Annotated in this window: 25 protein-coding genes; 7 read left to right on the forward strand and 18 right to left on the reverse strand. The window is 65.5% G+C overall.

Translation table 11 applies throughout. The features are described 5' to 3' along the window. Positions 1–4: 4 nt before the first annotated feature. The 3 genes from HKW67_RS06320 to murA all read right to left on the reverse strand — a co-directional run bounded on the left by HKW67_RS06320 (position 5) and on the right by murA (position 2,651). Positions 5–538 carry a ribosome maturation factor RimP gene (locus HKW67_RS06320; RefSeq protein WP_171224574.1) on the reverse strand — a complete coding sequence of 178 codons (534 nt, stop codon included), beginning with the start codon at positions 536–538 and terminating at the stop codon, positions 5–7. Positions 539–628: 90 nt separating this feature from the next. Next, positions 629–1,342 carry a purine nucleoside phosphorylase YfiH/LACC1 family protein gene (locus tag HKW67_RS06325; protein ID WP_171224575.1) on the reverse strand — a complete coding sequence of 238 codons (714 nt, stop codon included), beginning with the start codon at positions 1,340–1,342 and terminating at the stop codon, positions 629–631. A 13-nt stretch (positions 1,343–1,355) separates the two neighbouring features. After that, complete coding sequence (gene murA, locus HKW67_RS06330) at positions 1,356–2,651, reverse strand: UDP-N-acetylglucosamine 1-carboxyvinyltransferase (protein ID WP_171224576.1); 1,296 nt, start codon at positions 2,649–2,651, stop codon at positions 1,356–1,358. A 120-nt stretch (positions 2,652–2,771) separates the two neighbouring features. Between murA and HKW67_RS06335 the strand changes: the two genes are divergently transcribed. Then, on the forward strand, positions 2,772–3,335 hold the full coding sequence (locus tag HKW67_RS06335; protein ID WP_171224577.1) for a hypothetical protein: 564 nt from the start codon (positions 2,772–2,774) through the stop codon (positions 3,333–3,335). Then, positions 3,295–4,281 carry a zinc dependent phospholipase C family protein gene (locus tag HKW67_RS06340; protein WP_171224578.1) on the forward strand — a complete coding sequence of 329 codons (987 nt, stop codon included), beginning with the start codon at positions 3,295–3,297 and terminating at the stop codon, positions 4,279–4,281. The genes HKW67_RS06335 and HKW67_RS06340 overlap by 41 nt, the downstream gene beginning before the upstream one ends. Here the strand turns inward: HKW67_RS06340 and gatB are convergent. Genes gatB through HKW67_RS06375 form a run of 7 tightly spaced genes read right to left on the reverse strand, consistent with a single transcriptional unit; the run spans position 4,250 to position 12,890 of the window. After that, a complete protein-coding gene (gene gatB, locus HKW67_RS06345; RefSeq protein ID WP_171227573.1) occupies positions 4,250–5,680 on the reverse strand; it encodes an Asp-tRNA(Asn)/Glu-tRNA(Gln) amidotransferase subunit GatB in 1,431 nt (476 codons plus the stop codon). The two genes, HKW67_RS06340 and gatB, sit on opposite strands and share 32 nt — an antisense overlap. Before the next feature lie 29 nt (positions 5,681–5,709). Continuing rightward, a complete protein-coding gene (gene gatA, locus HKW67_RS06350; RefSeq protein WP_171224579.1) occupies positions 5,710–7,134 on the reverse strand; it encodes an Asp-tRNA(Asn)/Glu-tRNA(Gln) amidotransferase subunit GatA in 1,425 nt (474 codons plus the stop codon). Continuing rightward, on the reverse strand, positions 7,131–7,448 hold the full coding sequence (locus HKW67_RS06355; RefSeq protein ID WP_171224580.1) for an Asp-tRNA(Asn)/Glu-tRNA(Gln) amidotransferase subunit GatC: 318 nt from the start codon (positions 7,446–7,448) through the stop codon (positions 7,131–7,133). The genes gatA and HKW67_RS06355 overlap by 4 nt, the downstream gene beginning before the upstream one ends. After that, complete coding sequence (locus HKW67_RS06360) at positions 7,449–9,836, reverse strand: ATP-dependent helicase (protein ID WP_171224581.1); 2,388 nt, start codon at positions 9,834–9,836, stop codon at positions 7,449–7,451. Between the two features lie 35 nt (positions 9,837–9,871). Then, positions 9,872–11,023, reverse strand: a complete 1,152-nt coding sequence (locus HKW67_RS06365; RefSeq protein ID WP_171224582.1) for a sensor histidine kinase — start codon at positions 11,021–11,023, stop codon at positions 9,872–9,874. A gap of 12 nt (positions 11,024–11,035) precedes the next feature. Further along, complete coding sequence (serS, locus tag HKW67_RS06370) at positions 11,036–12,313, reverse strand: serine--tRNA ligase (RefSeq protein ID WP_171224583.1); 1,278 nt, start codon at positions 12,311–12,313, stop codon at positions 11,036–11,038. 7 nt (positions 12,314–12,320) lie between these two features. Next, a complete protein-coding gene (locus HKW67_RS06375) occupies positions 12,321–12,890 on the reverse strand; it encodes a hypothetical protein (RefSeq protein WP_171224584.1) in 570 nt (189 codons plus the stop codon). Positions 12,891–13,085: 195 nt separating this feature from the next. Here HKW67_RS06375 and HKW67_RS06380 point away from each other — a divergent pair, with 195 nt between their 5' ends. The 5 genes from HKW67_RS06380 to HKW67_RS06400 are packed head-to-tail and all read left to right on the forward strand — an operon-like array spanning position 13,086 to position 17,079. After that, positions 13,086–13,439 (forward strand): roadblock/LC7 domain-containing protein, encoded by a 354-nt coding sequence (locus HKW67_RS06380; protein WP_171224585.1) that lies wholly within the window; start codon positions 13,086–13,088, stop codon positions 13,437–13,439. Positions 13,440–13,459: 20 nt separating this feature from the next. Next, positions 13,460–13,900 (forward strand): response regulator, encoded by a 441-nt coding sequence (locus HKW67_RS06385; protein WP_171224586.1) that lies wholly within the window; start codon positions 13,460–13,462, stop codon positions 13,898–13,900. Continuing rightward, positions 13,897–14,928, forward strand: a complete 1,032-nt coding sequence (locus tag HKW67_RS06390) for a mannose-1-phosphate guanylyltransferase (protein WP_171224587.1) — start codon at positions 13,897–13,899, stop codon at positions 14,926–14,928. The genes HKW67_RS06385 and HKW67_RS06390 overlap by 4 nt, the downstream gene beginning before the upstream one ends. Beyond that, entirely contained in the window at positions 14,925–16,193 is a 1,269-nt protein-coding gene (locus HKW67_RS06395; protein WP_171224588.1) for a putative sugar nucleotidyl transferase, read from the forward strand. Before HKW67_RS06390 ends, HKW67_RS06395 begins: the two co-directional genes overlap by 4 nt. A gap of 43 nt (positions 16,194–16,236) precedes the next feature. Then, positions 16,237–17,079: an MBL fold metallo-hydrolase gene (locus HKW67_RS06400; RefSeq protein ID WP_171224589.1), complete on the forward strand. Its 843-nt coding sequence runs from the start codon at positions 16,237–16,239 to the stop codon at positions 17,077–17,079. Between the two features lie 79 nt (positions 17,080–17,158). Here the strand turns inward: HKW67_RS06400 and groL are convergent, their stop codons facing one another. The 8 genes from groL to mutL all read right to left on the reverse strand — a co-directional run bounded on the left by groL (position 17,159) and on the right by mutL (position 25,727). Next, positions 17,159–18,802, reverse strand: a complete 1,644-nt coding sequence (gene groL, locus HKW67_RS06405) for a chaperonin GroEL (protein ID WP_171224590.1) — start codon at positions 18,800–18,802, stop codon at positions 17,159–17,161. A 34-nt stretch (positions 18,803–18,836) separates the two neighbouring features. Then, entirely contained in the window at positions 18,837–19,139 is a 303-nt protein-coding gene (locus HKW67_RS06410; protein ID WP_171224591.1) for a co-chaperone GroES, read from the reverse strand. A 274-nt stretch (positions 19,140–19,413) separates the two neighbouring features. After that, the gene (locus HKW67_RS06415) at positions 19,414–20,190 is read right to left on the reverse strand and encodes a type III pantothenate kinase (RefSeq protein ID WP_171224592.1); all 777 of its coding nucleotides are present in this window, start codon (positions 20,188–20,190) and stop codon (positions 19,414–19,416) included. A 22-nt stretch (positions 20,191–20,212) separates the two neighbouring features. Then, on the reverse strand, positions 20,213–20,947 hold the full coding sequence (locus HKW67_RS06420; RefSeq protein ID WP_171224593.1) for a biotin--[acetyl-CoA-carboxylase] ligase: 735 nt from the start codon (positions 20,945–20,947) through the stop codon (positions 20,213–20,215). After that, the gene (gene uppP, locus HKW67_RS06425) at positions 20,947–21,819 is read right to left on the reverse strand and encodes an undecaprenyl-diphosphatase UppP (protein ID WP_206044624.1); all 873 of its coding nucleotides are present in this window, start codon (positions 21,817–21,819) and stop codon (positions 20,947–20,949) included. Before uppP ends, HKW67_RS06420 begins: the two co-directional genes overlap by 1 nt. Next, complete coding sequence (gene bshA, locus HKW67_RS06430) at positions 21,782–22,927, reverse strand: N-acetyl-alpha-D-glucosaminyl L-malate synthase BshA (RefSeq protein ID WP_171224594.1); 1,146 nt, start codon at positions 22,925–22,927, stop codon at positions 21,782–21,784. The genes uppP and bshA overlap by 38 nt, the downstream gene beginning before the upstream one ends. Continuing rightward, the gene (miaA, locus tag HKW67_RS06435) at positions 22,924–23,979 is read right to left on the reverse strand and encodes a tRNA (adenosine(37)-N6)-dimethylallyltransferase MiaA (RefSeq protein ID WP_171224595.1); all 1,056 of its coding nucleotides are present in this window, start codon (positions 23,977–23,979) and stop codon (positions 22,924–22,926) included. The genes bshA and miaA overlap by 4 nt, the downstream gene beginning before the upstream one ends. Then, the gene (gene mutL / locus HKW67_RS06440; RefSeq protein WP_171224596.1) at positions 23,943–25,727 is read right to left on the reverse strand and encodes a DNA mismatch repair endonuclease MutL; all 1,785 of its coding nucleotides are present in this window, start codon (positions 25,725–25,727) and stop codon (positions 23,943–23,945) included. The genes miaA and mutL overlap by 37 nt, the downstream gene beginning before the upstream one ends. Position 25,728 lies beyond the last annotated feature (1 nt).

Below are 25,728 nucleotides of genomic sequence, written 5' to 3' on the forward strand. Positions count from 1 at the left end.
TCCCCTATCGTTTCCAGTGAAACGCCAATCGCGCTTGGGTGACCTCGACGAGCGGGAGTTGGAACTCCCGACCCTTCGGGTCACGCACCAGCGCGACTTCGGCGCCTTCCTCGCCATCCAGCGCAAGGATCTCGACTTCCTGTTTACCCCCCGCCAGCGCGCCGCTCGTTACCGTTGCTCGGCGTCCGACGAATCGGCGCCAATCTGCAGCGGTTTTCAACGGCCGGTCTGCGCCAGGCGAAGAAACTTCCAATACATACTGCTCTCCAACCAACGCCTGGGCTTCCAGTCGCGCTTCCACCGCACGGGATGCCTTGGCACAGTCTTCGATCGTCACCTTCGTGCCGTCGCGCCGGTCGATCCGGATCTCGAGTACGGGACGAGAGCGTGAGCCCCCGCGCCGCAGCTCGACCAAATCGAAACCAAGCGTGTCAAGCTCTTGTGCGACAATGGGTTCGACGATCTCGCCCACCTGCACATCTCCAGTAAGAACCAGAAAAAAACCAAACACCGAAGAACAAAAAAGTGTGGGGACCATCCCCACACTTCACCCACCCGCGCTAGGCGGGCGAAAGTCACGAAGGAGTTACTACGTAGACTCGCAACCTACGCCCCACCCCCTACAAGGTCAAGATGACTGGAGCGCAATGACGCCTAACTGCCGACCCGGATCTCCGCCGCGGTGGCTGAAGAAGCGGTCGGCGTGGCACCGTGTGCAGGCGGCACTGGCGGAAATCTGCTGGACCCCTCGCCGGCGAGCCTGCTCGCGCAGCACCTCCCGCACGTCGAGCTGTCCTTTTCCCGTTGCCGGGATGCCGTACACCGCGCTCAAGACCTCAGATCCCACCTCGTAGCAGGCACCGCAAATCGACGGACCGAGGTGCACCACGCACTCATCGGCCGGATACCCCATTGCGGTGAGGGCGTCGAGCCCCACGTCCAGGATCCGGGCGGCCGTTCCCCGCCAGCCGGCATGCAGCGCCGCCACCGCACCGCGGGGGTGCGCCACGAATACCGGAGTGCAATCGGCGATCGTGACGGCCAGCGCGGTACCGGGGGTGTTCGTGACGTGCCCGTCCACGCCGCGGAGTCGCAGCCATCCTCGCCAGCTGCCATCGTGCCGCTCTACGACCGCCCCGTGGACCTGATGGGCCGTGGCGAGTCGGTCGATGCGGAGCGAGGCGAGATCCTCCTGCAGACGCGCCCACCGCTCCATCACGTCAGCGACCGGCTCTTGGGAACCCATGCCGAACGAGCCGTCGGCGCGCGTCGTTGTCCATGCCAACACACCGTCGGGCATATCCGGAACCGATTCGGCCGATCCGAGCGGCGCGAGGCTCATCGTTGTCCCCGACTCAGCGCGCACTCAGCTCGACGCGACGGATGCGGGCACCAAGAGCACCGAGCCGCTCCTCGATCCGCTCGTAGCCGCGCTCGATCTGCTGCGCGTTGTTGATGACGCTCGTGCCGTCGGCGCAGAGGGCCGCCAGCAACATGGCCATCCCGGCCCGGATGTCGGGCGACTCCACCGTGCTGCCGCGCAGCTTGGTGGGCCCGGACACGATGGCGCGATGCGGATCGCACAGCACGATGCGGGCCCCCATACTCACGAGCTTGTCGGTGAAATACAGGCGCGACTCGAACATCTTTTCGTGCATGAGGATCATGCCTTCGCATTGTGTCGCCGTAACAATGGCGATGGACATGACATCAGCGGGAAACGCGGGCCACGGCTGATCTTCGAGCTTCGGCACATGTCCACCGAGGTCGCTCTGGATCACGCGCGACTGTTCGGCGGGTACGATCAGGTCGTCGCCGTCAATGATGCACGAAATGCCGAGACGCTCGAAGCCCATCAGCGTGCTGCGGAGATGTTCGACGCCCGCGCGTTCGATTCGAATCTCCGAGCGGGTCACCGCGGCGAGGCCGATGAACGAGCCGACTTCGATATGGTCGGGACCGATCTCATGCGTCGCACTACCGAGTGGCAGGCCGCCTTCGATGGTGTAGACATTCGATCCGATCCCCTCGATGCGCGCGCCGAGTGCGACGAGAAAGCGTGCGAGGTCTTGCACATGCGGCTCGCTGGCTGCATTGCGGAGGATCGTACGTCCCTTCGCCGCAACGGCCGCCATCAGGGCGTTCTCCGTGGCCGTGACGCTCGGCTCGTCAAGAAACACGTCGGCGCCAGTGAGCGCCTTGGCGGTAAAGCGGAATCGCTCGCCCAGTTCGTACTCGGCCCCGAGCGCCTGCAGCACGTGGAAGTGCGTATCGAGTCGGCGACGACCGATGACGTCTCCGCCGGGGGGAGACAGCGTGACCGTACCGCAACGCGCGAGCAGTGGTGCGGCGAGCAGGATCGAGGCGCGGATCCGCGCGCACATCTGCGGATCGAGATCGGCCGCTTGCACCGATTTCGCGTGCACACGCAGGGAGTTCGGCCCGTTCCATTCGCACTCCGCTCCCGTGGTGCGCACGAGTTCGACGAGCGTCTCGATATCGCGGATTCGAGGCACGTTATGCAGCTGAACCGGCTGGTCGGTCAGCAGTGTGGCAGCGACGATCGGCAGAGCGGCATTCTTATTGCCTGCTGGACGGATCGAGCCGCTGATACGCTGACCCCCTTCGACAATGAACTGGACGGCGGACATGCACTCGGGGTTAGGCGCGGCGATTGGGCGGAGCGGTCGGGCGATCGGAAGGATAGCAGCCGCGAAAGCCTCACGCACGCCCCCCTTCCCGACCCTGCCGGAAACCCTTAGATCATCATCATGACCTTTGTCAGTGCGTTGCCTGCGCGGCTTCTGCAGGCCGCCGCGTTCCCGGACACCATCATCGCCCGCACGATCCCCGAGCGTGGCATGCTGGACTGGACGAGTGGTGTTCTCCAGATCATCGTGCTGCTTCTCGGCATCGGCGTACTGATCGCCACGATTCTGCTGATCCTCTCGATGCGCGCCGGGGTGCGTAAGTTCAACGAGACGGTCGATCGCCTGTCGACGGAGACGAAGCCGTTGCTGGCGAGCGCGACCGCCATCGTCGGCGACGCCCGCGAAGTCGTCTCGATGCTGCGGACTGATGTAGAGCGCGTCACCGGTGCGGCGGAAGCACTGAGCGAGCAGCTGCTCGATGCGGCCGACCGGACGGCTCGGCGCGTGGACGACGTGAATGCGGTGCTGGATGTGCTGCAGGATGAGTTGGAAGACACCGCGCTGTCGGCCGTCTCGGCGATTCGCGGCGTTCGCGTCGGCGCGGGCGAAATGACTGCGGGGTTGAGCCACCCGCGACCGCGACGTGCTCCATTCCCTGTGGATGCCGACGACGACGAAGCCTGAGCGATCCGTGCGCTTCTGCCAACGCGCTTGGATCGCCGGGGGACTCGCCGTGTTCGTCGCGCTGATTCTTTTCCCGACGGATGCTTGGGCGTGGACGCCGGGAACCCATGTGTTTCTGGGCGACGCACTCCTTCGAAATCTGTCGCTCGTGCCATCACACATCGCCGAGCTGTTGGCTGCCTACCCCACGGATTTTCTGTACGGGTCCATCGCCGCCGACACCAGCATCGCCAAGAAGTACGCCGAAGTGGGACGCCATTGTCATTCGTGGCGTGTCGGACTCGAGATTCATGACGATGCCGAGCCAGCCGCGTTGCGCGCGTTCGGCCTGGGGTATCTCGCGCATCTAGCCGCCGATGTGGTTGCACACAACTTCTTCGTACCGCGACAGCTTGCAGTGACATCGAGTACCACCGCCCTGGGTCACAGCTACTGGGAGAGCCGGATCGACACGCATCTCGGCGATCCATGGCCACGTCGAGCGCGCGAGCTCTTGTCGGTTGACCACTCGTCGGCGGACCAGCACCTGGACCGCATTCTCAGCCCGACGCTTTTCGGCACGCCCACCAACCGTCGCATCTTTCGCGGTATGGTGTATGTGACCGACACGGACTCGTGGCAGCGCATCTTCCAGCTCGTCTCCGAGAAGAGTCGCTGGGACTTGAGTGACGCCGAAGTCGGTCGCTACATGGCGCGCTCGTTCGACTACATCGTCGACCTGCTCAATCGCTGGGACACCAGCGATGCCTTTCGCTTCGATCCGTCGGGCGACGGACCACTGCGCGACGCGAAGAAGGTACGCCGCCAGGCCAAGCGCGAAGGCGGCGATGTCCGCGCCGCGCTCGAAGCGGATCGCATGTTCGGCATGCCGGTGTCTGATCTCCGGCATGCCGCCTCGCTGTCAGCGCCACTGTTTACTCCGCGCGAGCGGCCAGCAGCTGATTGACTTTCTTCGGGTCGGCTGAGCCCTTCGACTTCTTCATGACCTGACCGACCAGCACGCCTTGCAGTTTGCGCTCGCCAGCCATGAAGCGCGCGGCCTCGGTGGGTGATTCGGCAAAGACTTCGTCAATCCACGCCACGAGCGCGGAGTCGTCAGAGACTTTCAACAGGCCATCGCGCGTCGCGATCGCCAGCGGCTCGGTCGATTCCCGCTCCATCAGCGTGAAGATCTGTCGGGCGGCCGTGTTCGAGACGTCGCCCCGCGCTTCGAGTTTGATGAGCGCACCAAGTCGGTCCGGATCGACGGCATGGTCGAGCAGCGACCCACCGGACGCGTTCACCGCCGCCAGCACAGGTCCCAGCATCCAGTTAGCCGCGCGGCGCGCATCACCGGCCGCCGAGGCGACGGCTTCGAAGCGAACCGCCAAGGTGCGGTTCCCGATGAGCTGATCGACGTCGGCCGCGCCAAGTCCGTACTGCGTGGCAAAGCGATCGCGCTTGGCGGCCGGCAACTCCGGAAGGGCCTCGCGCTGACGCTGCACGAACTCGTCGACCAACACGAGCGGCGGAAGATCCGGCTCCGGGAAGTAGCGGTAGTCGTGGCTACCTTCCTTGCTGCGCGCGGAGCGCACCTGATTGCGTTTCTCGTCGTACAGCAACGTCTGCTGCTCGACGCGACCACCACTCTCGAGAATGGCTCGCTGCCGCGCAAACTCCACTTCGACGGCGCGCTCAGCGGACGAGAACGAATTGAGGTTTTTGACTTCAGTCTTGGTGCCGAGTGTCTCCACGCCGCGCGGTCGTATGGAGATGTTCACGTCCACGCGGAGCGAGCCTTCCTCCATGTTCGCGTCGGAGACTTCGGTGTACTCGAGGATCTGCTTGAGGCGGCGGAGATAACTCACCGCATCGGCCGCCGAGTGAATCTCCGGCTCCGACACGATTTCGATCAGCGGCGTGCCGGCGCGATTCAAATCGATCGCGGTCGCGTCGCGGAAGCGATCGTGCACCGACTTTCCCGCATCCTCTTCCATGTGCACGCGATGCACGCGGATCGCGCGAGGAGGCGTGGCGGTGTCATCGACGACAATGGTGCCACCGGTCGCGATAGGTAAATCGAATTGCGAGATCTGATAGCCCTTGGGCAAGTCGGGATAGAAATAGTTCTTGCGCGCGAACACCGAGGTGTTGTGCACGGTGCAGCCGAGCGCGAGTGACGCGCGCGTAGCGAGTTCAACGGCGTGCGCGTTCAACACCGGCAACGCGCCTGGCAAGCCGAGGCAGACCGGACAGGTATTCGTGTTGGGTGCCTCGCCGAATGACGTTGCACAGCCGCAAAAGATCTTGCTTCGTGTCTTGAGCTGGCAGTGTACTTCGAGTCCGATCACGAGCTCCCAGTCGATGGGCGCGCCGGTGCTTGGCGATGCAGTGCTCATGCGCCGCCCTCCTGAGCCATCGCATGCTCGAGCGCGGCCGCCGCCTTGAACATGGTGGCCTCATCGAAACGCGCCGCCATGAACTGACCACCAACGGGAAGGCCATCGACGAGGCCGATGGGCTGCGACATCGCCGGGATACCAGCGAGATTGGCCGTCACGGTGTAGATGTCGCTGAGATACATGTCGTACGGATCGGACACCTCGCCGATGCGGAACGCCGGCGTTGGCGCGGTGGGTGTGAAGAGCACGTGCACCCCCTCGGCGAAGACGCGTTCGAAATCCTGCGTGATGAGCGTGCGCACGGTCTGCGCGCGGCGATAGTAGGCGTCGTAGTAGCCCGCACTGAGCACGTAGGTGCCGAGCAGAATACGGCGCGTGACTTCGGCTCCAAAACCACCCGACCGCGTGCGTTCGTACATCTCGCGGAGCCCGTCGGCCACGGCACGCTGCCCGTAACGCACGCCATCGTAGCGCGCGAGATTGCTGGACGCCTCCGCCGGGGCGAGCACGTAGTACACGGGAATCGCGAGCGACGTGTGCGGCAAGGAGACGTCACGCACTTCGGCGCCGAGCGACCGCAAGCGTTCGCATGCCGCGTCGCAGTGCGCGCGAATACGCGGATCGAGCGCATCGGTGAAGTACTCGACCGGTCGACCAACCACGAGGCCGGCGAGCGGCTGCGAGCGGTCAGCAATCACGGCAGACTGCCGCAACGCTGGCACGGGACGCGCCGAGCTCGTAGCATCGTACGGATCGTGTCCGGCGATGATCTCGACCCCGAGTGCCGCATCGAACACGTTCTGTGCGAGCACGCCGACGTGGTCGAGTGACGATGCGTAGGCGACCAAGCCGAAACGACTGACGCGTCCGTACGTGGGCTTCACCCCGACGATCCCGCAAAACGCCGCCGGTTGGCGAACGGAGCCACCGGTTTCGGAGCCAAGCGCGAGACGGACCACGCCCGCCGCGACGGCGGCGGCCGAGCCACCGGAGGAACCGCCAGGCACGCGCGAGCGATCGACGGGATTCCTGGTGGGCCCGTACGCGCTATTCTCGGTGGACGATCCCATGGCGAATTCATCCATGTTCGTCTTGCCGATCACGATGGCACCGGCGTCTCGCAGCTTCCTGACGGCGGTTGCCTCGAAAGGACTGACATACCCCTCGAGAATGCGCGAGCCGCACGTGGTCGGCAGCGTGAGGGTGGCGAGATTGTCCTTGATCGCGACGGGAACTCCCGCGATATCGCCGCCGTCTGCTGGCGAGGACACGGCGTTGGCCACGAGCTTCGCGGCAGCCATCGACCCATCACGGTCCACGGAAAGGAACGCGTTCAATCCGGTCGGTCCAGCATCAACCGCGTCGTATTGCGCCCACGCCGATTCGACGGAGTGCGCCTTCAGCGACTCCGCGCTCATGCGTCACCCTCGGACGAGGCGCCGGCATCGCCGTGGGTGGCGAGCCGCGGCACCAGAAAAAATCCGTCACGCGTGGCTGGCGCGAAGGCCTCCCGTGCGCGCTGTAACGCGACCGACGGTCTGTCGTCGTCGCGGAGCGGCATTCCGTCGACCGCTCGCGCACCGAGGTCGGCGGGAATGGGAGCCTGCTGCAGCGCATCGATATGCCGCAGGATGCCGTTCAATTCAGCGACGAGCCCGGGGAGCCGCGCGTCGTCGATTGCCAAGCGCGCCAGTTGCGCCACGTGCAGCACATCATCGTTGGTGACGGACACCTACTCCCACCCGCGTTCAAGTTTGGCCTGCGCCAGCACCAGTGTCTTTCGACCGATCTCTTCGTCCTCGAAATCAATACGCACCTTCAAGTCGCGCCCGCTGCCCGTGAGCTCGGCAATGGTGCCCGACCCGAACTTCGCGTGGCGCACCTTCTCGCCGACCGCGAACAGGGGCGCATCCTGCGACTCGTCCTCCGGCTCGGTGGGGCGGTCGCGTCGAGCCGGCGTCGAGAAGGACCCGGCACTCTTGCCGAATGCGGTGCTGCCGGCACCGTACGACGCGCTGCCATACTGACTGGCCGGACGTTTGGCGCCGCCGCCGCCCGCACTGTAGCTGCTGCGTCCCCACGAATCGTCGCTGTCGCGTGAGGACTGCGTGCCGCCGATGGACGCGAAGCCACCGCGTCCTTCGGTCTTGGCGCGCGCCGTCTTCTGACGTTCCGCCAGCGAGATCGTGACCTGTTTGAGAAAGCGCGAGGGCATGGAGAACATCATCTCGCCATTCCGCCGACGCTGCTCGGCGCAGGTGAGGTACAGCTTCGTCTCGGCGCGCGTGATGCCCACGTAGAACAGTCGACGTTCTTCTTCGAGCTGACTCGGATCCTCGGCGGCACGCGCCAGAGGAAACAACCCATCCTCGAGACCCGATACGAACACGAGCGGGAACTCGAGTCCCTTCGCGTTGTGCATCGTCATGCAGGTAACGGCGTCGGCATTCGGGTCGAGCTTGTCGATCCCGGCCACCAGCGTTGACGACTGCAGGAAGTGATCGAGCGGCGTGAGTCCGACTTCACCGCCCTCATCGGCCACGACTTCAGCGGCACCGGCGATCAGTTCGCGCACGTTCTCGATGCGCTCCTGCCCTTCGGGCCCCTCGGCGCGCAGGTGGTCGGCGTACTTGATCGAGGCGGCCAGATCGCGAAGCAGCTCATCGACGGCGGAATCGACAGCGGCAGTGCGCAGGCGCTGCACGAGCGACACGAAATCGGCCAGCGCGGTCCGCGCCGCGGGGCGTAGTTCGGCCACGACATCGATGCGTGATGCGATGGTGAGCAAGGGGACGCCTTCCCGTTGCGCCCGCTCGACCAGCAGCGTGATGGTCGCATCGCCGAGGCCGCGCTTGGGCACGTTCACGGCACGGCGGAATGCCTCGTCGTCGGCCGGATTCGCCACGAGCTTCAGGTACGCCATGATGTCACGGATTTCGCGACGATCGTAGAATCGCACGGCTCCGACGAGACGATACGGGATATTGCGACGGCGGAACGAGTCTTCAATGGCGCGGCTTTGCGCGTTGGTGCGATAGAGCACCGCGCAATCACGCCGCGAAAGATCGGAGCGCGACATACGCGCCGTGATCGTGTCGGCGATAAAGTCGGCTTCGTCGCGCTCGTCGAGCGTTTCCACGAGCGTGACCGTTTCGCCGGCCGGACGCGTGGCGCGCAGTGTCTTGCCCCGCCGCTCCGTGTTCTCGGCGATGACGGCGTTGGCGAGGGCAAGGATGTTCGGCGTGGAGCGGTAGTTCTCCTCGAGGCGCACGATGCGCGCGCCGGGAAAGGCGCGCTCGAAGTCGAGGATGTTGCGGATGTCGGCGCCGCGCCACCCATAGATCGACTGGTCATCGTCGCCGACCACCATCACGTTGCGATAGCCGCCGCCCATGAGCTGCACGAAGCGGAACTGCGCGGCGTTGGTGTCCTGATACTCGTCGACCAGCACGTACTTGAAGCGGCGCTGATAGTGCGCGCGCAACGCCTCGTCCTGCTCGAGCGCGCGAACCGGCAACACCAGCAGATCGTCGAACGTGACGGCGTTGGCCTGCTGCAGCGCGTGTTCAAGATCGGTGTACACGCCAGCCACGGCCGTCGTGAAGGTGTCACGGGCGGTGCGCGCGTATTCGCTGGGCGAGACGAGCGCGTTCTTGGCACTCGAGATCGCACTGAGAATCGCCTTCGGCGCGAACTGCGTGGGACTGAGCTTGCGACGTTCCATGACGCGCTTGACGGCACCGATGGTGTCGTCTTCGTCGTAGATCGTGAAGTTCTGCTCGCGTCCGACGATCGGCGCCACGCCGCGCAGCATGCGCGCACCGAGCGCGTGGAAGGTGCCGCACCACATGCCCTTCGGTTCGTGCCCGAGAAACTTGGCAATGCGGGCGCGCATTTCGCCGGCCGCCTTGTTCGTAAACGTGACGGAGAGGATTTCGTGGGGCGCCACGCCGCGATCGCCGATGAGTCGGGCGATGCGCGTGGTCAGTACCCGGGTCTTGCCGGAGCCCGCGCCGGCCAGGACCAGCGCCGGACCATCGTCATGAAATACGGCCTCGCGCTGCCCGGGATTGAGGCCTCGCGTCAGCGCTTCGAGATCGAGCGCAGGTGCCGCAGGCACCGCGTCAAAAAGGGAACCGGACCAACCCGTCGTCGTCATCCGTTCAAGATAACGTCGAACGCCGCTCCGCGGTCGGTGTCGGCGAGCATCAGCTTGCCTTCGTGATTCTCCTGTACGATGCGACGCGCCAGCGACAAGCCGATGCCCCAGCCGCGATCCTTCGTGGTGAAGCCGGCATCGAAAATCCGCTTGCGCAACTTGCGAGGAATACCGGGACCGTCGTCCTGCACGCGAATACGCACGCCCCCCTCCGGCAGCGGAATCGCCGACACGACGACTTCCCCGTCACGACCAGCGAGTGCGTCCATGGCGTTCTTGATCAGCACTTCCAGGACCCACTCCAGCAGCACTTTGTCGCCGCGGGTCATCAATGGGCCGTCGGGGTGCTCGCTGCGAATGCGGACGGTGCGCGCCAGAGTGGGCGCACGCGCCGCGAAGTACGATGCCAGCCGATCAACGAGCGCCGCGCAGTCGACCTGTTCGTCACGCGGCGGCCGGCCGATGCGTTCAAAACGATGCGACACCCGCTCCAAACGCTGCAGATCCTGCTCCATCGCTTCGACGGCACGTGACGCGGTGGTGGTGGTCACCATGTCGCGCAGCAGCTCGAGCCATCCGGCCATCGCTGACAGCGGGGTGCCGAGTTGGTGCGCCGCCTCACGGGCCATGCCGGCCCACACCTTCTCGCGATCGGCCCGCCCGCGTTCGATCAGCGCGTAGATGCCGAAGGCCACGAGCAAGCCGATGCCGATGGCCTGCAGGATGGGAATGACCTGCAGTCCGCGCACGATCGGGCTGTCACCGTAGTGCACACCGCCGAAGCCGGGCTGCAAAATGGGCGCGTTTTGCCGGTCGAGGTCGCGCACGAAGGCCTTCGTGCGCTCGCCTTCCAGCGGTTCGTCGAACGGCAGATTCGCGGCGCCGTAGACGCGGCCGTCGGGATCGGTGAGCACGAGGGGTAATCCCGATTCACGAATCTGTTGGGACAGCTCCAGCAGCGTGACCGTGGGGTCCTGCGTGGCGCTGGTATCCTGCAGTGCCCGGAAGATGCGGGAGTACATCTGCCCCTGCCCCGCCGCGGCGACGCGGAGCTGGCGCACGACGTGCTGCGTGTAGACGACGTACCACGTGAGCAGCCCCAGCACGCCGAGCACCATGACGACTACGGGCCATCGGCGACGGCGCATCGGTGGCGGCGCTTAGCGCAGTTCGGCGCGACCGAGGTACGGCTGCAGCGCCTCGGGAATCCGGACGGAGCCATCGGGCTGCTGGTGATGCTCGAGAATGCTCGCGATGACGCGCGAGAAGGCGAGCGCCGACCCGTTCAGCGTGTGCACCAGTTTCGGCTTTTCACCCGGCGCGGGACGAAAGCGGATGTTGGCGCGACGCGCCTGAAAATCGGTGAAGAGGCTGCAGCTCGAGACTTCGAGCCACTTACCGACGCCAGGGGCGAACACTTCGAGGTCGTAGGTCTTCGCGCTGGAGAAGCCAGTGTCCCCGGCCGCCAGCAGCAACACACGATACGGCAGTTCGAGCCGCTGGAGGATCGTCTCGGCCTGGCTCGTGAGCAACTCCAGCTCATCGAGCGAGGTCTCGGGATTGGCGTAGCGCACCAGCTCGACCTTGTCGAATTCGTGCACGCGCAGCAGGCCGCGCGTGTCCTTCCCGGCGGCCCCCGCTTCACGACGGAAGCAGGCGCTGAACGCGCAGAAGCGCTTCGGCAATTCACTCGCGTCGAGAATCTCGTCGCGATAGAGATTGGTGACCGGGACTTCGGCCGTGGGAATGAGGAACAGCTCGTCTTCGGTAACAGCGTAGGCGTCTTCCTCGAACTTGGGGAAGTTGCCCGTGCCCGTCATCGAGGCCCGATTCACGACGAGCGGCACCCACGTCTCTTCGTAGCCGTGCTCCTCGGTGTGGATGTCGAGCATCATGTTCATCAAGGCGCGCACAAGGCGCGCGCCGCGACCGCGATACACGATGAAGCCCGAGCCGCTGATCTTCGCGCCGCGGGCGAGGTCGATCATACCGAACGCTTCGCCCTTCTCCCAGTGCGGCGCGATGGACGCATCGGGTGTGCGCGGCGTGCCCCAGCTGCGCACGACCGTGTTCGCGGTTTCGTCGCCTTCGGGGACGTCGGGTAACGTGATGTTCGGCAGTTCGTAGAGCATAACCGAGACGGCCGCTTCGGTTTCCGCCCGACGCTGTTCGAGCATGGCAATCTGCTCGCCGATGGCCCGCCCTTCGGCCATGAGCTCGGTCGCGTCTTCGCCCGCCTTGCGGCGCTGTCCGACCTCCGCCGTCACCTTGTTCCGACGCGCCTGCTGGGCCTCGAGTTCCGTGATGGCGCTACGACGCTCCCGTTCGAGCGACTCCGCACGGTCGAGCATGGGGCCGAGTTCAGCGAGCTTGCCGCGACGGCGCATACCGTCGCGCAGGTGCTCGAGCTGGTCGCGCAACAACCGAATGTCATGCATGCGAAAATCAGTTCTTCGGGATACCAACCGTCAGCGCGCGGAAACCACAATTGCGGTTCACCAGCGAGCCGACCACGATGCGCCGTTGGGCGGCGATGATGCTATCGACCACGAGCTTCGCATAATACGGCTCGCCGTAGATGCACCCGGAGCCGGGAAGCTGCAGCACCACGGTTTCGCCGATGCCGACGATGAGCGTGGAATCGACCGTGTAGCCGCGATCCGGGGCGCGTTCGAGGGCGCTGTAGGCACTCGCCGACTTGAGCATGCCGACACTCGACACCCCAGCGGGCGGAAGCGGTACGACCGCGCGGACGGGCAGGAGTTTGACCTTGTTATCGCTCGTCAGGTCGAAGGCCAGGTCGAAGTTGACGCCGCCGTTGGACAACAACTGCGGACGCGCGAGGAGCTCCGACGTGAACTTGTACGCCGCCGGCAGCGCCGACGGTGTGCCCGTCAGCGCGTAGACGCTGTAATTGCGCGCCGTGTTCTCGGACGACGCTGCGTTAAGCAGGCTGTTCGAGTCACCACAGGCGGCGAGGGCGACGGCCGTGACGATCAGGGCCGGAAACGACATGGCGCGCCGAGCGACTCGAGGCGCGCCGAGGAAACGAGCGAGCAGGGTAACTCCCATGGTCGGAAGCGATAGCGGTACGGGTGTGGAGGTTACCGCTCAACTCGTGTCCGGGCAAGCGCTTGGTGCCGCAATGCTACCGCAATCACGTGAGCATCCTCGCTTGACTTCACCCCGCTTCGCGACCAGCGTTCCGCCATGCCCACCATTCGCGATCTCGTCAGTGCATTACGCCGCCGCGACGGTGTGGATGCCGCCATCGTCCTGGGGCGCGACGGCCTCCTGATCGACGGCGCGACTGATGCCGCGCTCGACCCGGAAGGACTGGCCGCCTTCGTGCCCCCGATGGCGCTCGCCGCCGTCGAGATGGGCGTCGCCGCCGGTCGCGGTGACTTCGGCCTCATGGTGCTCGAATACAGCACCGGCACGGTCGTCGTGACCTCGGTCTCCCCGGACGCATTCCTGCTCGTGCTCCTGCGCCCCGATGCCAATCTGGCGGCGCTCTTGTACGACCTCCGTCGCTTTCGGGCGCAGATCGCCTCGCTCGTCTGAGCGCGCGCGCCTCAGTCCCGATGCCCGTTGATCCGGCCGCCGGGGTGACCGTGCTCGTGGTGGACGACGAGCCGCACATCGGGCGCATCATCCGGACGCGTCTGGAGCAGGCCGGCTTTACGGTGCATCTGGCGGAGCACGGTGCCGAGGCACTCTCCACTCTCGAGTCGACGCCGGCGGTCGCGCTCGTTGTCCTGGACCTCATGCTACCGGGCATGTCGGGGACGGAAATCCTCCGCGTGCTGCGCGGTGATACCCGGTGGCGTCCCCTACCCTGCATCGTCCTCACGGCAGCAGGACAAGATGCGCAGTTGCGCGAAGTCGAATCCCTTGGCGTTTCCGAAATCATGACCAAGCCTTTCAGCCCGCGGCGCCTGCTGGAGCGTGTCCGCGCGCATACCGGAACCACTCTGCCCGAGCCGGCGTCGACGGAGCTCTCGTCCCCCCCGGTGCGGCCATGAACCGCTGGAACGTCGTGCTCGCCGGTGGCGTGGGCTCCCGCTTCTGGCCGCTGTCCACGCCCGAACGTCCGAAGCAGTTGCTGCCGCTGATCAGCGAGGTGCCCATGCTTCGGGACACGCTCGACCGGATGCGGCCGCTGGCGCCGTTGTCGCAGACGCTCGTGCTGACCAACGCCTCGCTGCGCGACGCGGTGCTCGCACTCGAGCCCGATTTGCCGCCCGAGAACGTGATTGCCGAGCCACGGCCGGCGGGCACGTGCGCGGCGCTGGCCTGGGCGGCGCAGGTCATCGCGCAGCGCGCTGGCGGCGACGCCGTGATGATCTGCGTACATGCCGACTGGGCCATTGGTGATGTCGACGCGTACCGGGAGACACTGGCGGAGGCCGCGCGTGTCGCCTTCGAAGAGCGGGCACTGGTGACGGTCGGGATCGTGCCGTCCCGCCCCGATCCAGGCTTCGGCTATATCCAGCCGGGGGCGCCGGTGCGCACCGGCGTGCAGCGCGTGGCGCGATTCGTGGAAAAGCCGGACCGTGAACGGGCGGCGCAAATGGTCGCCGAGGGCTACCTCTGGAATTCAGGAATCTTCGCGTGGTGCGTGGGCGATCTCCTCGACGAGATTCGCGACCATACGCCGGAAGTGCAGCCGGCGCTGTCGGCTGCCGGTGACGATCTGGCGGCGTTCTTCGCGCAGGTCAAGTCGGTCGCGATCGACGTCGGCGTGCTGGAGCGCAGTGCTCGCGTGCTGGTGCTACCCGGGCAGTTCGGATGGGATGACGTGGGCACCTGGGCCGCGTTGCATCGCGTGCGCACCCGGGATGCGCAGGACAATGCCATGCTCGGCCCCACGTTCGCCCTGCAGGCGACCGGGAACGTGGTGCACGCCGACGGTACTCAGGTGGTGCTCTATGGCGTAGACGATCTTGTGGTCGTCGCGCGCGAGGGCTTGGTGATGATCACGACGCGCGAGAAGGCGGCCGATCTCAAGACGCTGCTCGATGCGCTACCGCCCGAGGTACGCGGCTCGTGATCGCGCTGTACGACGATGCCGTGGCACGGCGCTTCGAACCGTTCGCCACCAGCCGCCCGCTCGGCGAGATGCGCGCGGGCGCGCTGCTCATTCGCGAACGCTGGGAAATAGTGCTCGGTGTCGAGAGCCGTGGATTCGTGGGGGCACCGCATCTGCATGGATTCGCCGAGTTCGACGCGCCGACCTTCGTGAACGGACAGGCGCTCGCCGCCGGCACGTGGCTGGTGAATACGCGCGCGCTGCCATACCTCGATGGCCCCGCGATCGCCGTGTCAACGACCGCGTTGACGATCACGATCGGCGGGGAAATCGCCGCGATTCGACTCGACAGCGACGCGCGTGACGCGCGCACCCTCGCCGCGTTGGCGGATGGATCGTATGGGCTGACGCACGACCGGGCACTCCCCGACGGCACTGGCGATGAAGCCGAAGCACTCGAGCTCGACGGCGTCTGGTTGGACGACGTGTGGGATGTGATCGGCACCCTGCAGCCGCTACTGCAGCGCGACATCCCTGCCCTCGCCTCTCGTCTTTCCGTCACCACGTTGCACACTGGCGGCAGTGCGTCGGCAACCATTTTGGGATCGCATCCGGTGTATGCGGAAGTGGGCGCCACGATTGAACCGATGTCGGTGTTCGACACCAGCACGGGGCCGGTGCTGCTGCGGCGCGGCGCGCAGGTACATGCGTTCACGCGCGTCATCGGACCGTGCTACGTGGGCCACGACAGTGTGGTGACGGCCGACCGCATTGCCGGGTCGTCGATCGGCGAGACGTGTCGTGTGCACGGCGAACTCTCGACGTCGATCTTCATCGGCCACGCGAACAAGGGGCATGACGGTTTCGTCGGACACTCCGTGCTCGGTCGATGGGTGAATCTCGGTGCCGGGACGATCACCAGTAATCTGAAGAACACGTACGGCGCGGTGGCCCTGTGGACGCCCGACGGTGTGCGTGAAAGCGGCCTGCAATTCCTGGGCACGATGTTCGGCGATCACGTGAAGACCGGCATCGGACTACGACTGACGACCGGATGTGTGCTCGGCGCCGGAGCGAATGTCTTCGACGCGATGCCGCCGAAGGTCGTGGCACCATTCTCGTGGGGCGCTCGTGCACCGTACGATGCGTTCGACGTGACGAAGTTCGTGCAGACGGCCGAGCGCATGATGGCGCGGCGCGGCGTGCCGCTCACTGAAAGCAGCCGCGCGTGGTGGACCAGCGTGCACGCTCTGTGCGCCGCCGACGGCCGCTGGCCACGTCGCTGAGCGCGGTGTTCATCGCGGAGCGGCGCGCCGTCGCTGGGCACGCATGCTCCGTATAACGGTTCTCGGCAGCGGGAGTCGCGGCAACGCCATCCTGATCGACGGCACGGATGGCGCGGTGCTGGTTGATGCGGGATTCGGCCCGCGCTCGCTCGCGCGACGGCTGAAGGCGGTGGGCCGTCGGCCGGAAGAGATCAGTGCGTTGCTGCTGACGCACGAGCACACCGATCACGCGAGCGGCGCCGGCGTCGCGTGCACGCGCTGGGGCTGGCCGATGTACGGGTCGGCGGGCACGATCGAGGCGTTGGGCGTGGCCAGCGCAACGGACGTCTCATTGCGTGCGGGGCGAACCTTCACCGATGACGGCCCGACGTCGATCAGCGGTTTCCTGGTCGAGACGACCTCGGTGCCGCATGACGCGCGGGATTGTCGTGCGCTCGTATTCACCGATATCCGGAGTGGCGCGCGCGCAGGAGTGGCGATGGATGTCGGGCGCGTTCCGGAGGCGCTGCCGGTTTCCTTTGAGCGATTAGACCTGATCGTGGTCGAATCAAACCACGATGAGCAGATGCTTGCACGTGGTCCGTATCCCTGGTCGCTGAAACAACGGATCAGCGGAGGCCTCGGGCATCTCTCGAACGGTGCGGCCGCCGGGTTCGTAAGCGCGTGTGCGCATCGCGGACTGCGCGGTGTGTTGCTGACACACTTGAGCGAGACGAACAACCTTCCCGCGCTGGCGATCGAGCGGACGCGCGACGCGCTGCGCCGGGCCGGTTGGTCGCGCGACGCGCTGTCGGCGGCGTCACAACATCTACCGCTGCCGCCGATGACATCGACCGGTGAAGCGGCGTGGTTGGTGCGCGCGTCGCAATTATCGCTCGGCTTCTAACCGCCACGCGACGGGTTCGAACGGCAGAACGGGCGCCCGATTGGGCGCCCGTTCTGTTTCCTTCGACTGTCTGAACGGCTTAGTACATGCCGCCCATGCCGCCGCCGGGGCCACCACCGTGGCCTCCAGCAGGCGCCGAGTTGTCCTTCTTCTCGACGATAAGCGCTTCCGTCGTGAGGAGGAGACCGGCGATCGACGCGGCGTTCTGCAACGCCGTGCGGGTCACCTTCGTCGGGTCGATCACGCCGGCCTGCACGAGGTCTTCGTACACGTCGGTCAGCGCGTTGTAGCCGAAGCTGGTTTCCTTGGCCGTGCGGATCTTCTCGACGACGATGGAGCCTTCACCACCGGCATTCTGCACGATCATGCGGAGCGGCTCTTCGATCGCGCGACGCACGATGTCGACACCGATCTGCTCGTCGCGCTCGGCGACCTTCACATCCTTGAGCACGTGCTGCGCGCGGATAAGCGCGACGCCGCCGCCCGGGACGATGCCCTCTTCGACCGCGGCACGCGTAGCGTGCAGCGCGTCTTCGACGCGGGCCTTCTTCTCCTTCATTTCCGCTTCGGTCGCGGCGCCGACATTGATGACGGCCACACCACCGGCGAGCTTCGCGAGACGCTCCTGGAGCTTCTCACGATCGTAGTCCGACGTGCTCTTCTCGATGGCACCACGGATTTCCTTGACGCGTCCTTCGATGTCCTTCGTCTCGCCGGCGCCGTCGATGATCGTCGTGTTGTCCTTGTCGATCACGATACGCTTGGCCGAGCCGAGGTCCGTGAGGACCGCGTTTTCGAGCTTGAAGCCGACTTCGTCGGACACGACCTGACCCTTGGTCAGCGTCGCGATGTCCTGCAGCATCGCCTTGCGACGATCGCCGAAGCCCGGCGCCTTGACGGCGACGACGCGCAGCGTGCCGCGGAGCTTGTTCACGACGAGCGTCGCGAGGGCTTCGCCTTCGATGTCTTCCGCGATGATGAGGAGAGGCTTGCCGAGCTGGGCAACCTTCTCGAGCACCGGGAGGAGATCCTTCATGGCCGAGATCTTCTTGTCATGAATCAGGATCATGGCGTTCTCGAGGACCGCCTCCATCTTCTCCGGATCCGTGACGAAGTACGGCGAGAGGTAGCCACGGTCGAACTGCATACCGTCGACCGTCTCCAGCGTCGTCTCGAGGCCCTTGGCCTCTTCGACGGTGATCACGCCGTCCTTGCCGACCTTTTCCATCGCTTCCGCGATGAGGTTACCGATCTCGGGGTCGTTGTTCGCCGAGATGGTACCGACCTGCGCGATTTCCTTCTTGCCCGTGGTGGGCACGGAGATGCGCTTGAGCTCTTCGACGATGCTCGCGACGGCCTTCTCGATGCCGCGCTTGAGCGCCATCGGGTTGGAGCCGGCGGTCACGTTCTTGAGGCCTTCACGGAAGATCGCCTGGGCGAGCACCGTGGCGGTCGTCGTGCCGTCACCAGCGAGATCCGACGTCTTGGTCGCGACTTCCTTCACCATCTGCGCGCCCATGTTCTCGATCGGATCGGACAGTTCGATTTCCTTCGCGACCGTGACGCCGTCCTTAGTCACGGTGGGGGCGCCGAACTTCTTGTCGATGACGACATTGCGACCCTTGGGTCCGAGCGTGACCTTCACGGCCTCGGCGAGCTGATCGACGCCACGCTTGAGAGCAGCGCGCGCGTCCACGTTGAAATGCAGTTCCTTGGCAGCCATGGTTGCTATTTACCGTTGAGTGGTTCGAAGACGATTAGCTGATCACCGCGAGCACATCCGACTCGCGGAGGATGAGCAGCTGCTCACCGTCGATCGTCACTTCCGTACCGCTGTACTTCCCGTACAGGATCTTGTCGCCGACCTTCACGTCCATCGGAACGCGGGTCTCCTTCTCGAAACGGCCCGGTCCAACCGCGACAACAGAACCCTGCTGCGGCTTTTCCTTGGCGGTATCCGGGATGTACAGCCCACCGCGCATCTGTTCCGCTTCTTCGCTCGGCTTCACGACGACGCGATCAGCGAGCGGCGCTACCTTGGCGGCACTCTGAGTGGCCATAACTGTTGTCTCCTGCGTATGTGTCAGGGATCGAACCAATGAGTATGCTCGATGTTAGCACTCAACCGAGTCGAGTGCTAACGACCCAAAGCTAAGCGCAACGGCGGTGGCAGTCAAGCGGGGCTCACCGTCGATACAATTTCGTAACTTCAAGCAATGAAAGCATTTAGGACGTTACAATCACTGCCGAATCGACATTGGCGGGCCCGATATGGCAGAAGAACTTCCACGAAGGCTGCCTTCGTGGCAGCGCCAGAACCGCGGAGAAGCGGGTCTACTGCTGAACAAGCAGGTCGTATGCCAAACGCAATCCCTGCAGGGTCAGTGTTGGCTCGATGAGATCGAACTCCGAGCACCACGGCTGTAGGGTCTCCGCCAGACCGCCCGTGGCGACCACCAGCGGGACCTCGCGCCCAGGCCACTCCGCCTTGATGCGACGCACGATGCCATCGATCGCATCGGCGGCTCCGAAGAGCACTCCGGCACGAATGCACTCCTCGGTGCGCGTGCCGATGACGCGCTTGGGAGGAATCAGTTCGGTGGCCGGCAGCTTCGACGTACGCCGCGTCAGGGTTTCCGCCGACGTGCGCACACCGGGCATGATGACGCCACCGAGAAACACGCCGTCGGCCGTAATGCAGTCGAAGGTGGTGGCGGTGCCGAGGTCGACGCAGATGGTGTCGCGCTGATACAACTGGCTCGCGGCGAGCGTGTTGATCAGCCGATCGGCGCCCACACTGAGCGGCTCGTCGACCTGCACCGTGATCGGCAGCGCCGCTTTCGCATCGACCAGAATCGGCGTGACGCCGAAGTACCGCTCGCACGCCTTCGCGAGCGGATCCGTGATCGGCGGGACAACCGAGCCGATCGCGGCGGCCGTGACGGCGCGGAGCTCCACGTTCGACGCGTGGAGGAGACTACGCAAGACGATGCCGAATTCATCGGACGTTCGCGGTACGGCCGTCATGATGCGCCAGTCGGCGCGCAGCGTGGTCCCCTCGAACAGACCGATGGTGGTCTCGGTGTTGCCGACATCGAAGACGATCAGCATGACGAACCACTCACGGCGCGGCTCATTGTGCCTCCCCGGCGAAGACGAGCGAGCCACTGCGGGCGGCGTACATGGCACCGCGTGACTCGGCAATCAGCAGCGCACCGGTGGCATCAATACCCATGGCACGTCCGGCGCGTGGCTCGAGGATGTCGCGACCGAAGGCCAGATCACGTTCGGCCCAGCGCGCGCATTCCTCTGGCGTAAGTCGGCCAGGCTGAGCGGCCGCTCGCCGCATGGCGGGCAGCATCGCCCGCAGCACATCGTCGCGAGGAATGTCCTCACGTAGTGACGTGGCATCGGGAAAGGCCTCTGGGATGCGACGGTTGACGCCGACGCCGATCGCGACCCACTCGGGGAGCGATTCGCGCCACCGTGCTTCGATCAAGATTCCCGCCAGCTTCCCCGCGCCGACAAACAGGTCGTTGGGCCACTTGAGCCGAATGCGGCCTTCGCAAAACGGTTCGAGTGCGTCGGACAGCGCCAAGCCGATACGTAGGGCGAGCACATCGAGCGCGTGCTGATCACGAGGGCGTTCGATGAGTGTCATCCACAGCCCCGCACCGGGTTCAGAGACCCAACTCCGGCCGCCGCGACCACGTCCGCTTTCCTGCGCGTCTGCGAGCACGAGGGTGCCCGCTTCGGCGCCGGCCTGCGCGAGACGATGCGCCTCGTCCATTGTCGATCCAACCAGAGCATGGTAGTCGAGGCGGGCGAGTCCGCACTCGGCCGCAAGCGTCGGCGAGGGCGTGACCATCAGCTGCGCGTGGCGATGGTGGCGAAGACGACGGCGGCCAGGATGACACGGTACACGGCAAACACACCGAAACTATGCTTGCTCACATAACGCAGCAGTACGGTAATGGCTAACCAGCTGCTGATGGCGGCCGCCACGACACCAGCGACCAGTGGCGCGGAGACGCCTTCCGAGCGCACGGCTTCGGGCACCTTCAGAATGACCGCCGCGAGCGTGATCGGCATGCTCATGAGAAAGCTGAAGCGCGCCGCGCTTGGGCGATCGAGCTTGAGAAAGCGCCCCGCCGTGATCGTCGAGCCTGAGCGTGAGACACCGGGGATGAGGGCAAGCACCTGCGCACACCCGACAATGATGGCATCACGCATGGTGACTTCTTCGATCGTTCGGGAGCGGGCGCTCCAACGATCGATGGCCCAGAGCAGTACACCCATCACGATCAGCGCCGTGCCGATGATCATCGGCGAACGAAAGGTGGTCTCGGCGAGGTCATTGAGCAGCAAGCCGCCGACGCCCGCCGGAATCGTGGCAACGACCAGATACACGAGGCGTCGGTCGTGTACCGTCTCGATACGCCGCGTCGACGCGATCTTCCACGCACTTTTCGTCATGTCGATCCACTCCGCGCGGAAGTACCACACCAGCGCGATCAGTGTACCGAGATGGAGCGCGACGTCGAAGGCGAGACCCGGATCTTTCCACCCGAAGAAATACGGCGTGAGCGCCAGGTGTGCCGAACTCGAAATCGGCAGCAGCTCAGCGAGTCCCTGCACGATGCCGAGCACTACCGCCTGAAAAATCGTCACGCGTTCATCCACCCACGGAAAAGTCCCGAACTCATCGACCGGCAACCGCCGATGCGATGGTGCGCTCATAGAGCGCTTCGTACTGCGCGACGACGGCATCTTCGGAGAATCGTTTCCGCGCATCGGCGGCAGCGGCGGTGCTCATGGTCTGCCACATCGCGGGATCCGTCAGCAGGCGCACGCCGGCCGCCGCCATCGCCTCCACGTCACCGACCTCGCAGAGGAATCCTGTTTCCCCGTCGATGACGACTTCGGGGAGCCCGCCCGCGCGTGCACCGATGACGGGCACGCCCGACGCCAATGCCTCGAGGGCGCTGAGGCCGAAGGACTCCTTGTCACTCGTGAGCAGAAACAGATCGGCGCCGGCGAGCAGTGGCGCGATCGCATCGATCTTGCCGAGGAAGAGCACATGTTCCGCCACGCCAAGATCGCGTGCTTCCGCTTCGGCTTCGACGCGTTCCGGTCCATCACCGACCATCACCAGCACCGCCGGCACTTCCTTGTTCACGCCGGCAAAGACGCGCACGACATCGCGCACGCGCTTCACTGGTCGGAAGTTCGAAATGTGCATGAGCACCTTTCGCCCCGTCGTGACGTCGGTGGGAATCGGAAAATGGTGACGGCTGCGGTCGTACAGCGCAGGATTGATGAAATTCGGAATGACTTCGACGTCGCAGCCCACGCATCCGAACGCGCGGTACGTCTGGTCGCGCAGATAGTCGGATACGGCGGTCACACTGTCGGACTTTTCGATCGAGAAACGCGTGATGGTATAGAACGAGCGTTCCTGTCCGACGATGGTGATGTCGGTGCCGTGCAACGTCGTCACCACGCGCACATCCGCATTGCCCTCCCGCAGCATCTCGCGCGCGATCCAAGCGCTCGTAGCATGCGGGATGGCGTAATGACAATGCAAGATGTCGAGCTGATGATCGCGCACGACTTCGTGCATGCGCACCGCGAGGGCGAGGTCGTACGGCGGATATTCGAAGAGTGGATAGCGTCCGACATCCACCTCGTGAAACCAGACCCGCGGCAGAAAACTCGGCAGGCGGAATGGCTGCTGATAGGTGATGAAGTGCACTTCGTGGCCACGTGCGGCGAGTGCGATGCCGAGCTCAGTCGCAACGGCGCCCGATCCCCCGTACGTCGGATAGCAGGTGATGCCGATCTTCATGCGGTCCTCGTGTGCATCGCGTGGTTCGCGACGGATTCCTCGTGATCCCACCAGGCTAGCGCCTGATCGAGCGCCTCGGGCGCGTCCGGGTTGATTCGCGTGACCTGTTCCGCCGGCATCTGATGCCGGAACCACGTACGCTGCCGTTTGGCGTACTGCCGCGTCTCGATGATCACCCGCTCGATGGCGGCATCGACCGCGCGCGTGCCGCCCGCTCCTTCGAGGGCGTCGCGCACGACGCGATAGCCGCTCGCGGACCACGCCGGGGCGTCGTGGGCGATCGACTCTCTCAAGCGTTCAACTTCCTGCACAAAACCGTCAGCGATCATCTGGTGCACGCGGTGAGCAATCCGTTCGGCCAGTACGGGCCCCGGATCTACCACAAGATACCGTGCGGAGGGCGGCGTCGAGACATCGGCCGGGTTCTCCCTTGAGGTACCGGGGCGGTCGACTGACCGGAGAGCCTCGCTGAGGCGCGTCCCTGCCAGCAGCGCGGTTTCGACGGCCCGCAACAGCTGCGTACGCCCCAGATGCGCGCGGGCCGGATCGAGGCGGCGGCACCAGCGCGCCAGCTCGTCGAGCGGGCACGCCGCCAGCCACGCCCCGAGCGCCTCACGACGGTCGGGATCGAGCGTCGGGACCGCATCGAGGGGCGAGACCAATGCCTTCACGTAGAGCCCGGTCCCACCCACAACGACGGGCGGGGTCCCTGCCTGCTCGGCGTCCTCGCACCAGCGCACCGCGTCGTCGGCCCAGGCGCGGGCCGAGTACCGAATGGTGGGAGCGACCACGTCAATGCCGAAGTGCGGAATTGCTTGCCGGTCGGCGAGCGGAGGCTTCGCGGTGCCGATGTCGAAGCCATCATACACCTGCCGCGAGTCAGCGCTGACGATCGCCAAGCCTCGCTGCCGCGCGAGATACATCGCCAAGGCTGATTTGCCGGCGGCTGTCGGGCCAACGATGATGCGCCTCGGCGTCCACGACCGCGAAGCGGAACCGCCGGTGCTCGCGGCGGTCACTTCCGACCGAATCGCCGGTCGAGCTCGTCCCATGACAAGCGGACAATCGTCGAGCGACCGTGCACGTCGTGGGCAGGCAACTTGGTGTTGGCCAGCGCGATATAGAGCGCACGCATCTCGCCCGGCGACATGATGTCGCCGGCCTTGATGGCGGCCTTACATGCGAACGTGGCGGCGAGCCGTTCATGTCGCTTGGCGTCGCCAGCCGCACGATCGCCGGTGAGTGCGGCGAGCGTTTCGCGCAGACAGCGTTCCGCGTCAAAGCGCGGGTGCGGCATGGGTACAGCGTTCACCAGGAGCGAGTGTCCGCCGAAGCCCTCCATCTCGAAACCCAGCTTCTCGAACGACGAGCGATTGGCGTCGAAGGCCTCGGCTTCATCGGGGCCGAGGTGCAGCGTCATCGGAAAGAGCAATCGCTGCGACGGAGCCTCGCCGCGCTCGAGCACACCGAGGAACTCTTCGTACAGCACGCGCTCGTGGGCCGAGTGCTGATCAATGAGAATGACGCCGTCTTCGTGCTCGAACATGAGATACATGCGCCGGAGTTGCAGCAGCGGCGGCACGGAAATCGGCGCGTCGTCGACCGCGCGTACGTCGGTGTCGCGCATCTCGACGGCGACGGCCGCCGCGTACGCGGGGGCGTCCGCCGGGGCGTCGGCTTCGGCGGGCGCGGCGAAGAGTCCTTCGGCGGCCGGCGTGGCACGTAGCGCCGCCGGTTCCATGCCATGCACGTCATCGCGCCATGATGGCGCAGCCGCCGGCGTCCAGGTTCGCCACCCGATGCCGGCACTCGCGTCGAAGAGGCCGAGGGCGCGGCGGACAGCGTTCTCGACGGCGCGTTCGGTGGGCCAGCGATCACGCAATCGCACTTCTGACTTCGCGGGATGCACGTTCACGTCGACATCGCCGCCGGGCACGTGAAGCGATAGCACGAGTGATGGGCGCACACCGGACGGCAAAGTGGACCGATAGGCGGCTTCGGCGGCGCGCACGATGCCGTGATCGCGAACGACGCGTCCGTTGATGATGAGCAGCACCCGGCGTGTAGCCGTGCCGACATCAGCCGGACGCTCGACCATGCCGGTAATGTGGATGGGCCCCTGCACATCGTCGATATCGACAAACCGCTGCACGTCGCGATGTCCCCACAACTCGGCGAGTCGGGCGCGGAGTGTGGGCACGGCGGGCAGATCGAGGGCGATCTTGCCATCGTGGCGCACCGTGAAGTGCACGTCGCGACGGAGCGCGCCGATAGCGTGCATGGTGTCCATGATGCCGCGCCATTCCGATCGCGCACTGCGCAGGAATTTCTGTCGCGCGGGCGTGTTGTAGAAGAGCCGCTGCACCGACACCGTGGTGCCCCGACGTCGCGTGGTCTCGCGTGTCTCGAGTACAGCCCCGGCGGCGGCGCGCACCTGGGTTCCTGCCCCGTCTTCCGATGCCGTCTCGATCATCAGCTCGGAGACCGACGCGATGGCGGGCAACGCTTCTCCCCGGAAGCCGAAGCTGCGAACGCCTACCAGCTGTTCGGCGGCCGTGATCTTCGACGTGGCGTGTCGCGACAGGCAGAGCACGGCATCGTCGCGATCCATGCCACTGCCGTCGTCGGCAATACGGATCAGCGCGCGGCCACCCTCCTCGACGGTGACGTCAACGGTGGTGGCACCGGCGTCGAGCGCATTCTCCACGAGTTCCTTGACGACCGACGCGGGTCGTTCCACGACTTCACCGGCCGCGATCTGGTCGGCAACAGCACTGGAGAGAATGGCGATACGCGACATA

This window comes from Gemmatimonas groenlandica (assembly GCF_013004105.1).
Classification (GTDB): Bacteria; Gemmatimonadota; Gemmatimonadetes; order Gemmatimonadales; family Gemmatimonadaceae; genus Gemmatimonas; species Gemmatimonas groenlandica.

Coding starts and splice junctions, on each gene's coding strand:
- HKW67_RS06320 (WP_171224574.1), bottom strand. CDS start 538: ATGGTCCCCACACTTTTTTGTTCTTCGGTGTTTGGTTTTTTTCTGGTT.
- HKW67_RS06325 (WP_171224575.1), bottom strand. CDS start 1,342: ATGAGCCTCGCGCCGCTCGGATCGGCCGAATCGGTTCCGGATATGCCC.
- murA (WP_171224576.1), bottom strand. CDS start 2,651: ATGTCCGCCGTCCAGTTCATTGTCGAAGGGGGTCAGCGTATCAGCGGC.
- HKW67_RS06335 (WP_171224577.1), top strand. CDS start 2,772: ATGACCTTTGTCAGTGCGTTGCCTGCGCGGCTTCTGCAGGCCGCCGCG.
- gatA (WP_171224579.1), bottom strand. CDS start 7,134: ATGAGCGCGGAGTCGCTGAAGGCGCACTCCGTCGAATCGGCGTGGGCG.
- HKW67_RS06365 (WP_171224582.1), bottom strand. CDS start 11,023: ATGCGCCGTCGCCGATGGCCCGTAGTCGTCATGGTGCTCGGCGTGCTG.
- serS (WP_171224583.1), bottom strand. CDS start 12,313: ATGCATGACATTCGGTTGTTGCGCGACCAGCTCGAGCACCTGCGCGAC.
- HKW67_RS06375 (WP_171224584.1), bottom strand. CDS start 12,890: ATGTCGTTTCCGGCCCTGATCGTCACGGCCGTCGCCCTCGCCGCCTGT.
- HKW67_RS06380 (WP_171224585.1), top strand. CDS start 13,086: ATGCCCACCATTCGCGATCTCGTCAGTGCATTACGCCGCCGCGACGGT.
- HKW67_RS06385 (WP_171224586.1), top strand. CDS start 13,460: ATGCCCGTTGATCCGGCCGCCGGGGTGACCGTGCTCGTGGTGGACGAC.
- HKW67_RS06390 (WP_171224587.1), top strand. CDS start 13,897: ATGAACCGCTGGAACGTCGTGCTCGCCGGTGGCGTGGGCTCCCGCTTC.
- HKW67_RS06400 (WP_171224589.1), top strand. CDS start 16,237: ATGCTCCGTATAACGGTTCTCGGCAGCGGGAGTCGCGGCAACGCCATC.
- groL (WP_171224590.1), bottom strand. CDS start 18,802: ATGGCTGCCAAGGAACTGCATTTCAACGTGGACGCGCGCGCTGCTCTC.
- HKW67_RS06410 (WP_171224591.1), bottom strand. CDS start 19,139: ATGGCCACTCAGAGTGCCGCCAAGGTAGCGCCGCTCGCTGATCGCGTC.
- HKW67_RS06415 (WP_171224592.1), bottom strand. CDS start 20,190: ATGCTGATCGTCTTCGATGTCGGCAACACCGAGACCACCATCGGTCTG.
- HKW67_RS06420 (WP_171224593.1), bottom strand. CDS start 20,947: ATGGTCACGCCCTCGCCGACGCTTGCGGCCGAGTGCGGACTCGCCCGC.
- uppP (WP_206044624.1), bottom strand. CDS start 21,819: ATGAGCGCACCATCGCATCGGCGGTTGCCGGTCGATGAGTTCGGGACT.
- bshA (WP_171224594.1), bottom strand. CDS start 22,927: ATGAAGATCGGCATCACCTGCTATCCGACGTACGGGGGATCGGGCGCC.
- miaA (WP_171224595.1), bottom strand. CDS start 23,979: ATGGGACGAGCTCGACCGGCGATTCGGTCGGAAGTGACCGCCGCGAGC.
- mutL (WP_171224596.1), bottom strand. CDS start 25,727: ATGTCGCGTATCGCCATTCTCTCCAGTGCTGTTGCCGACCAGATCGCG.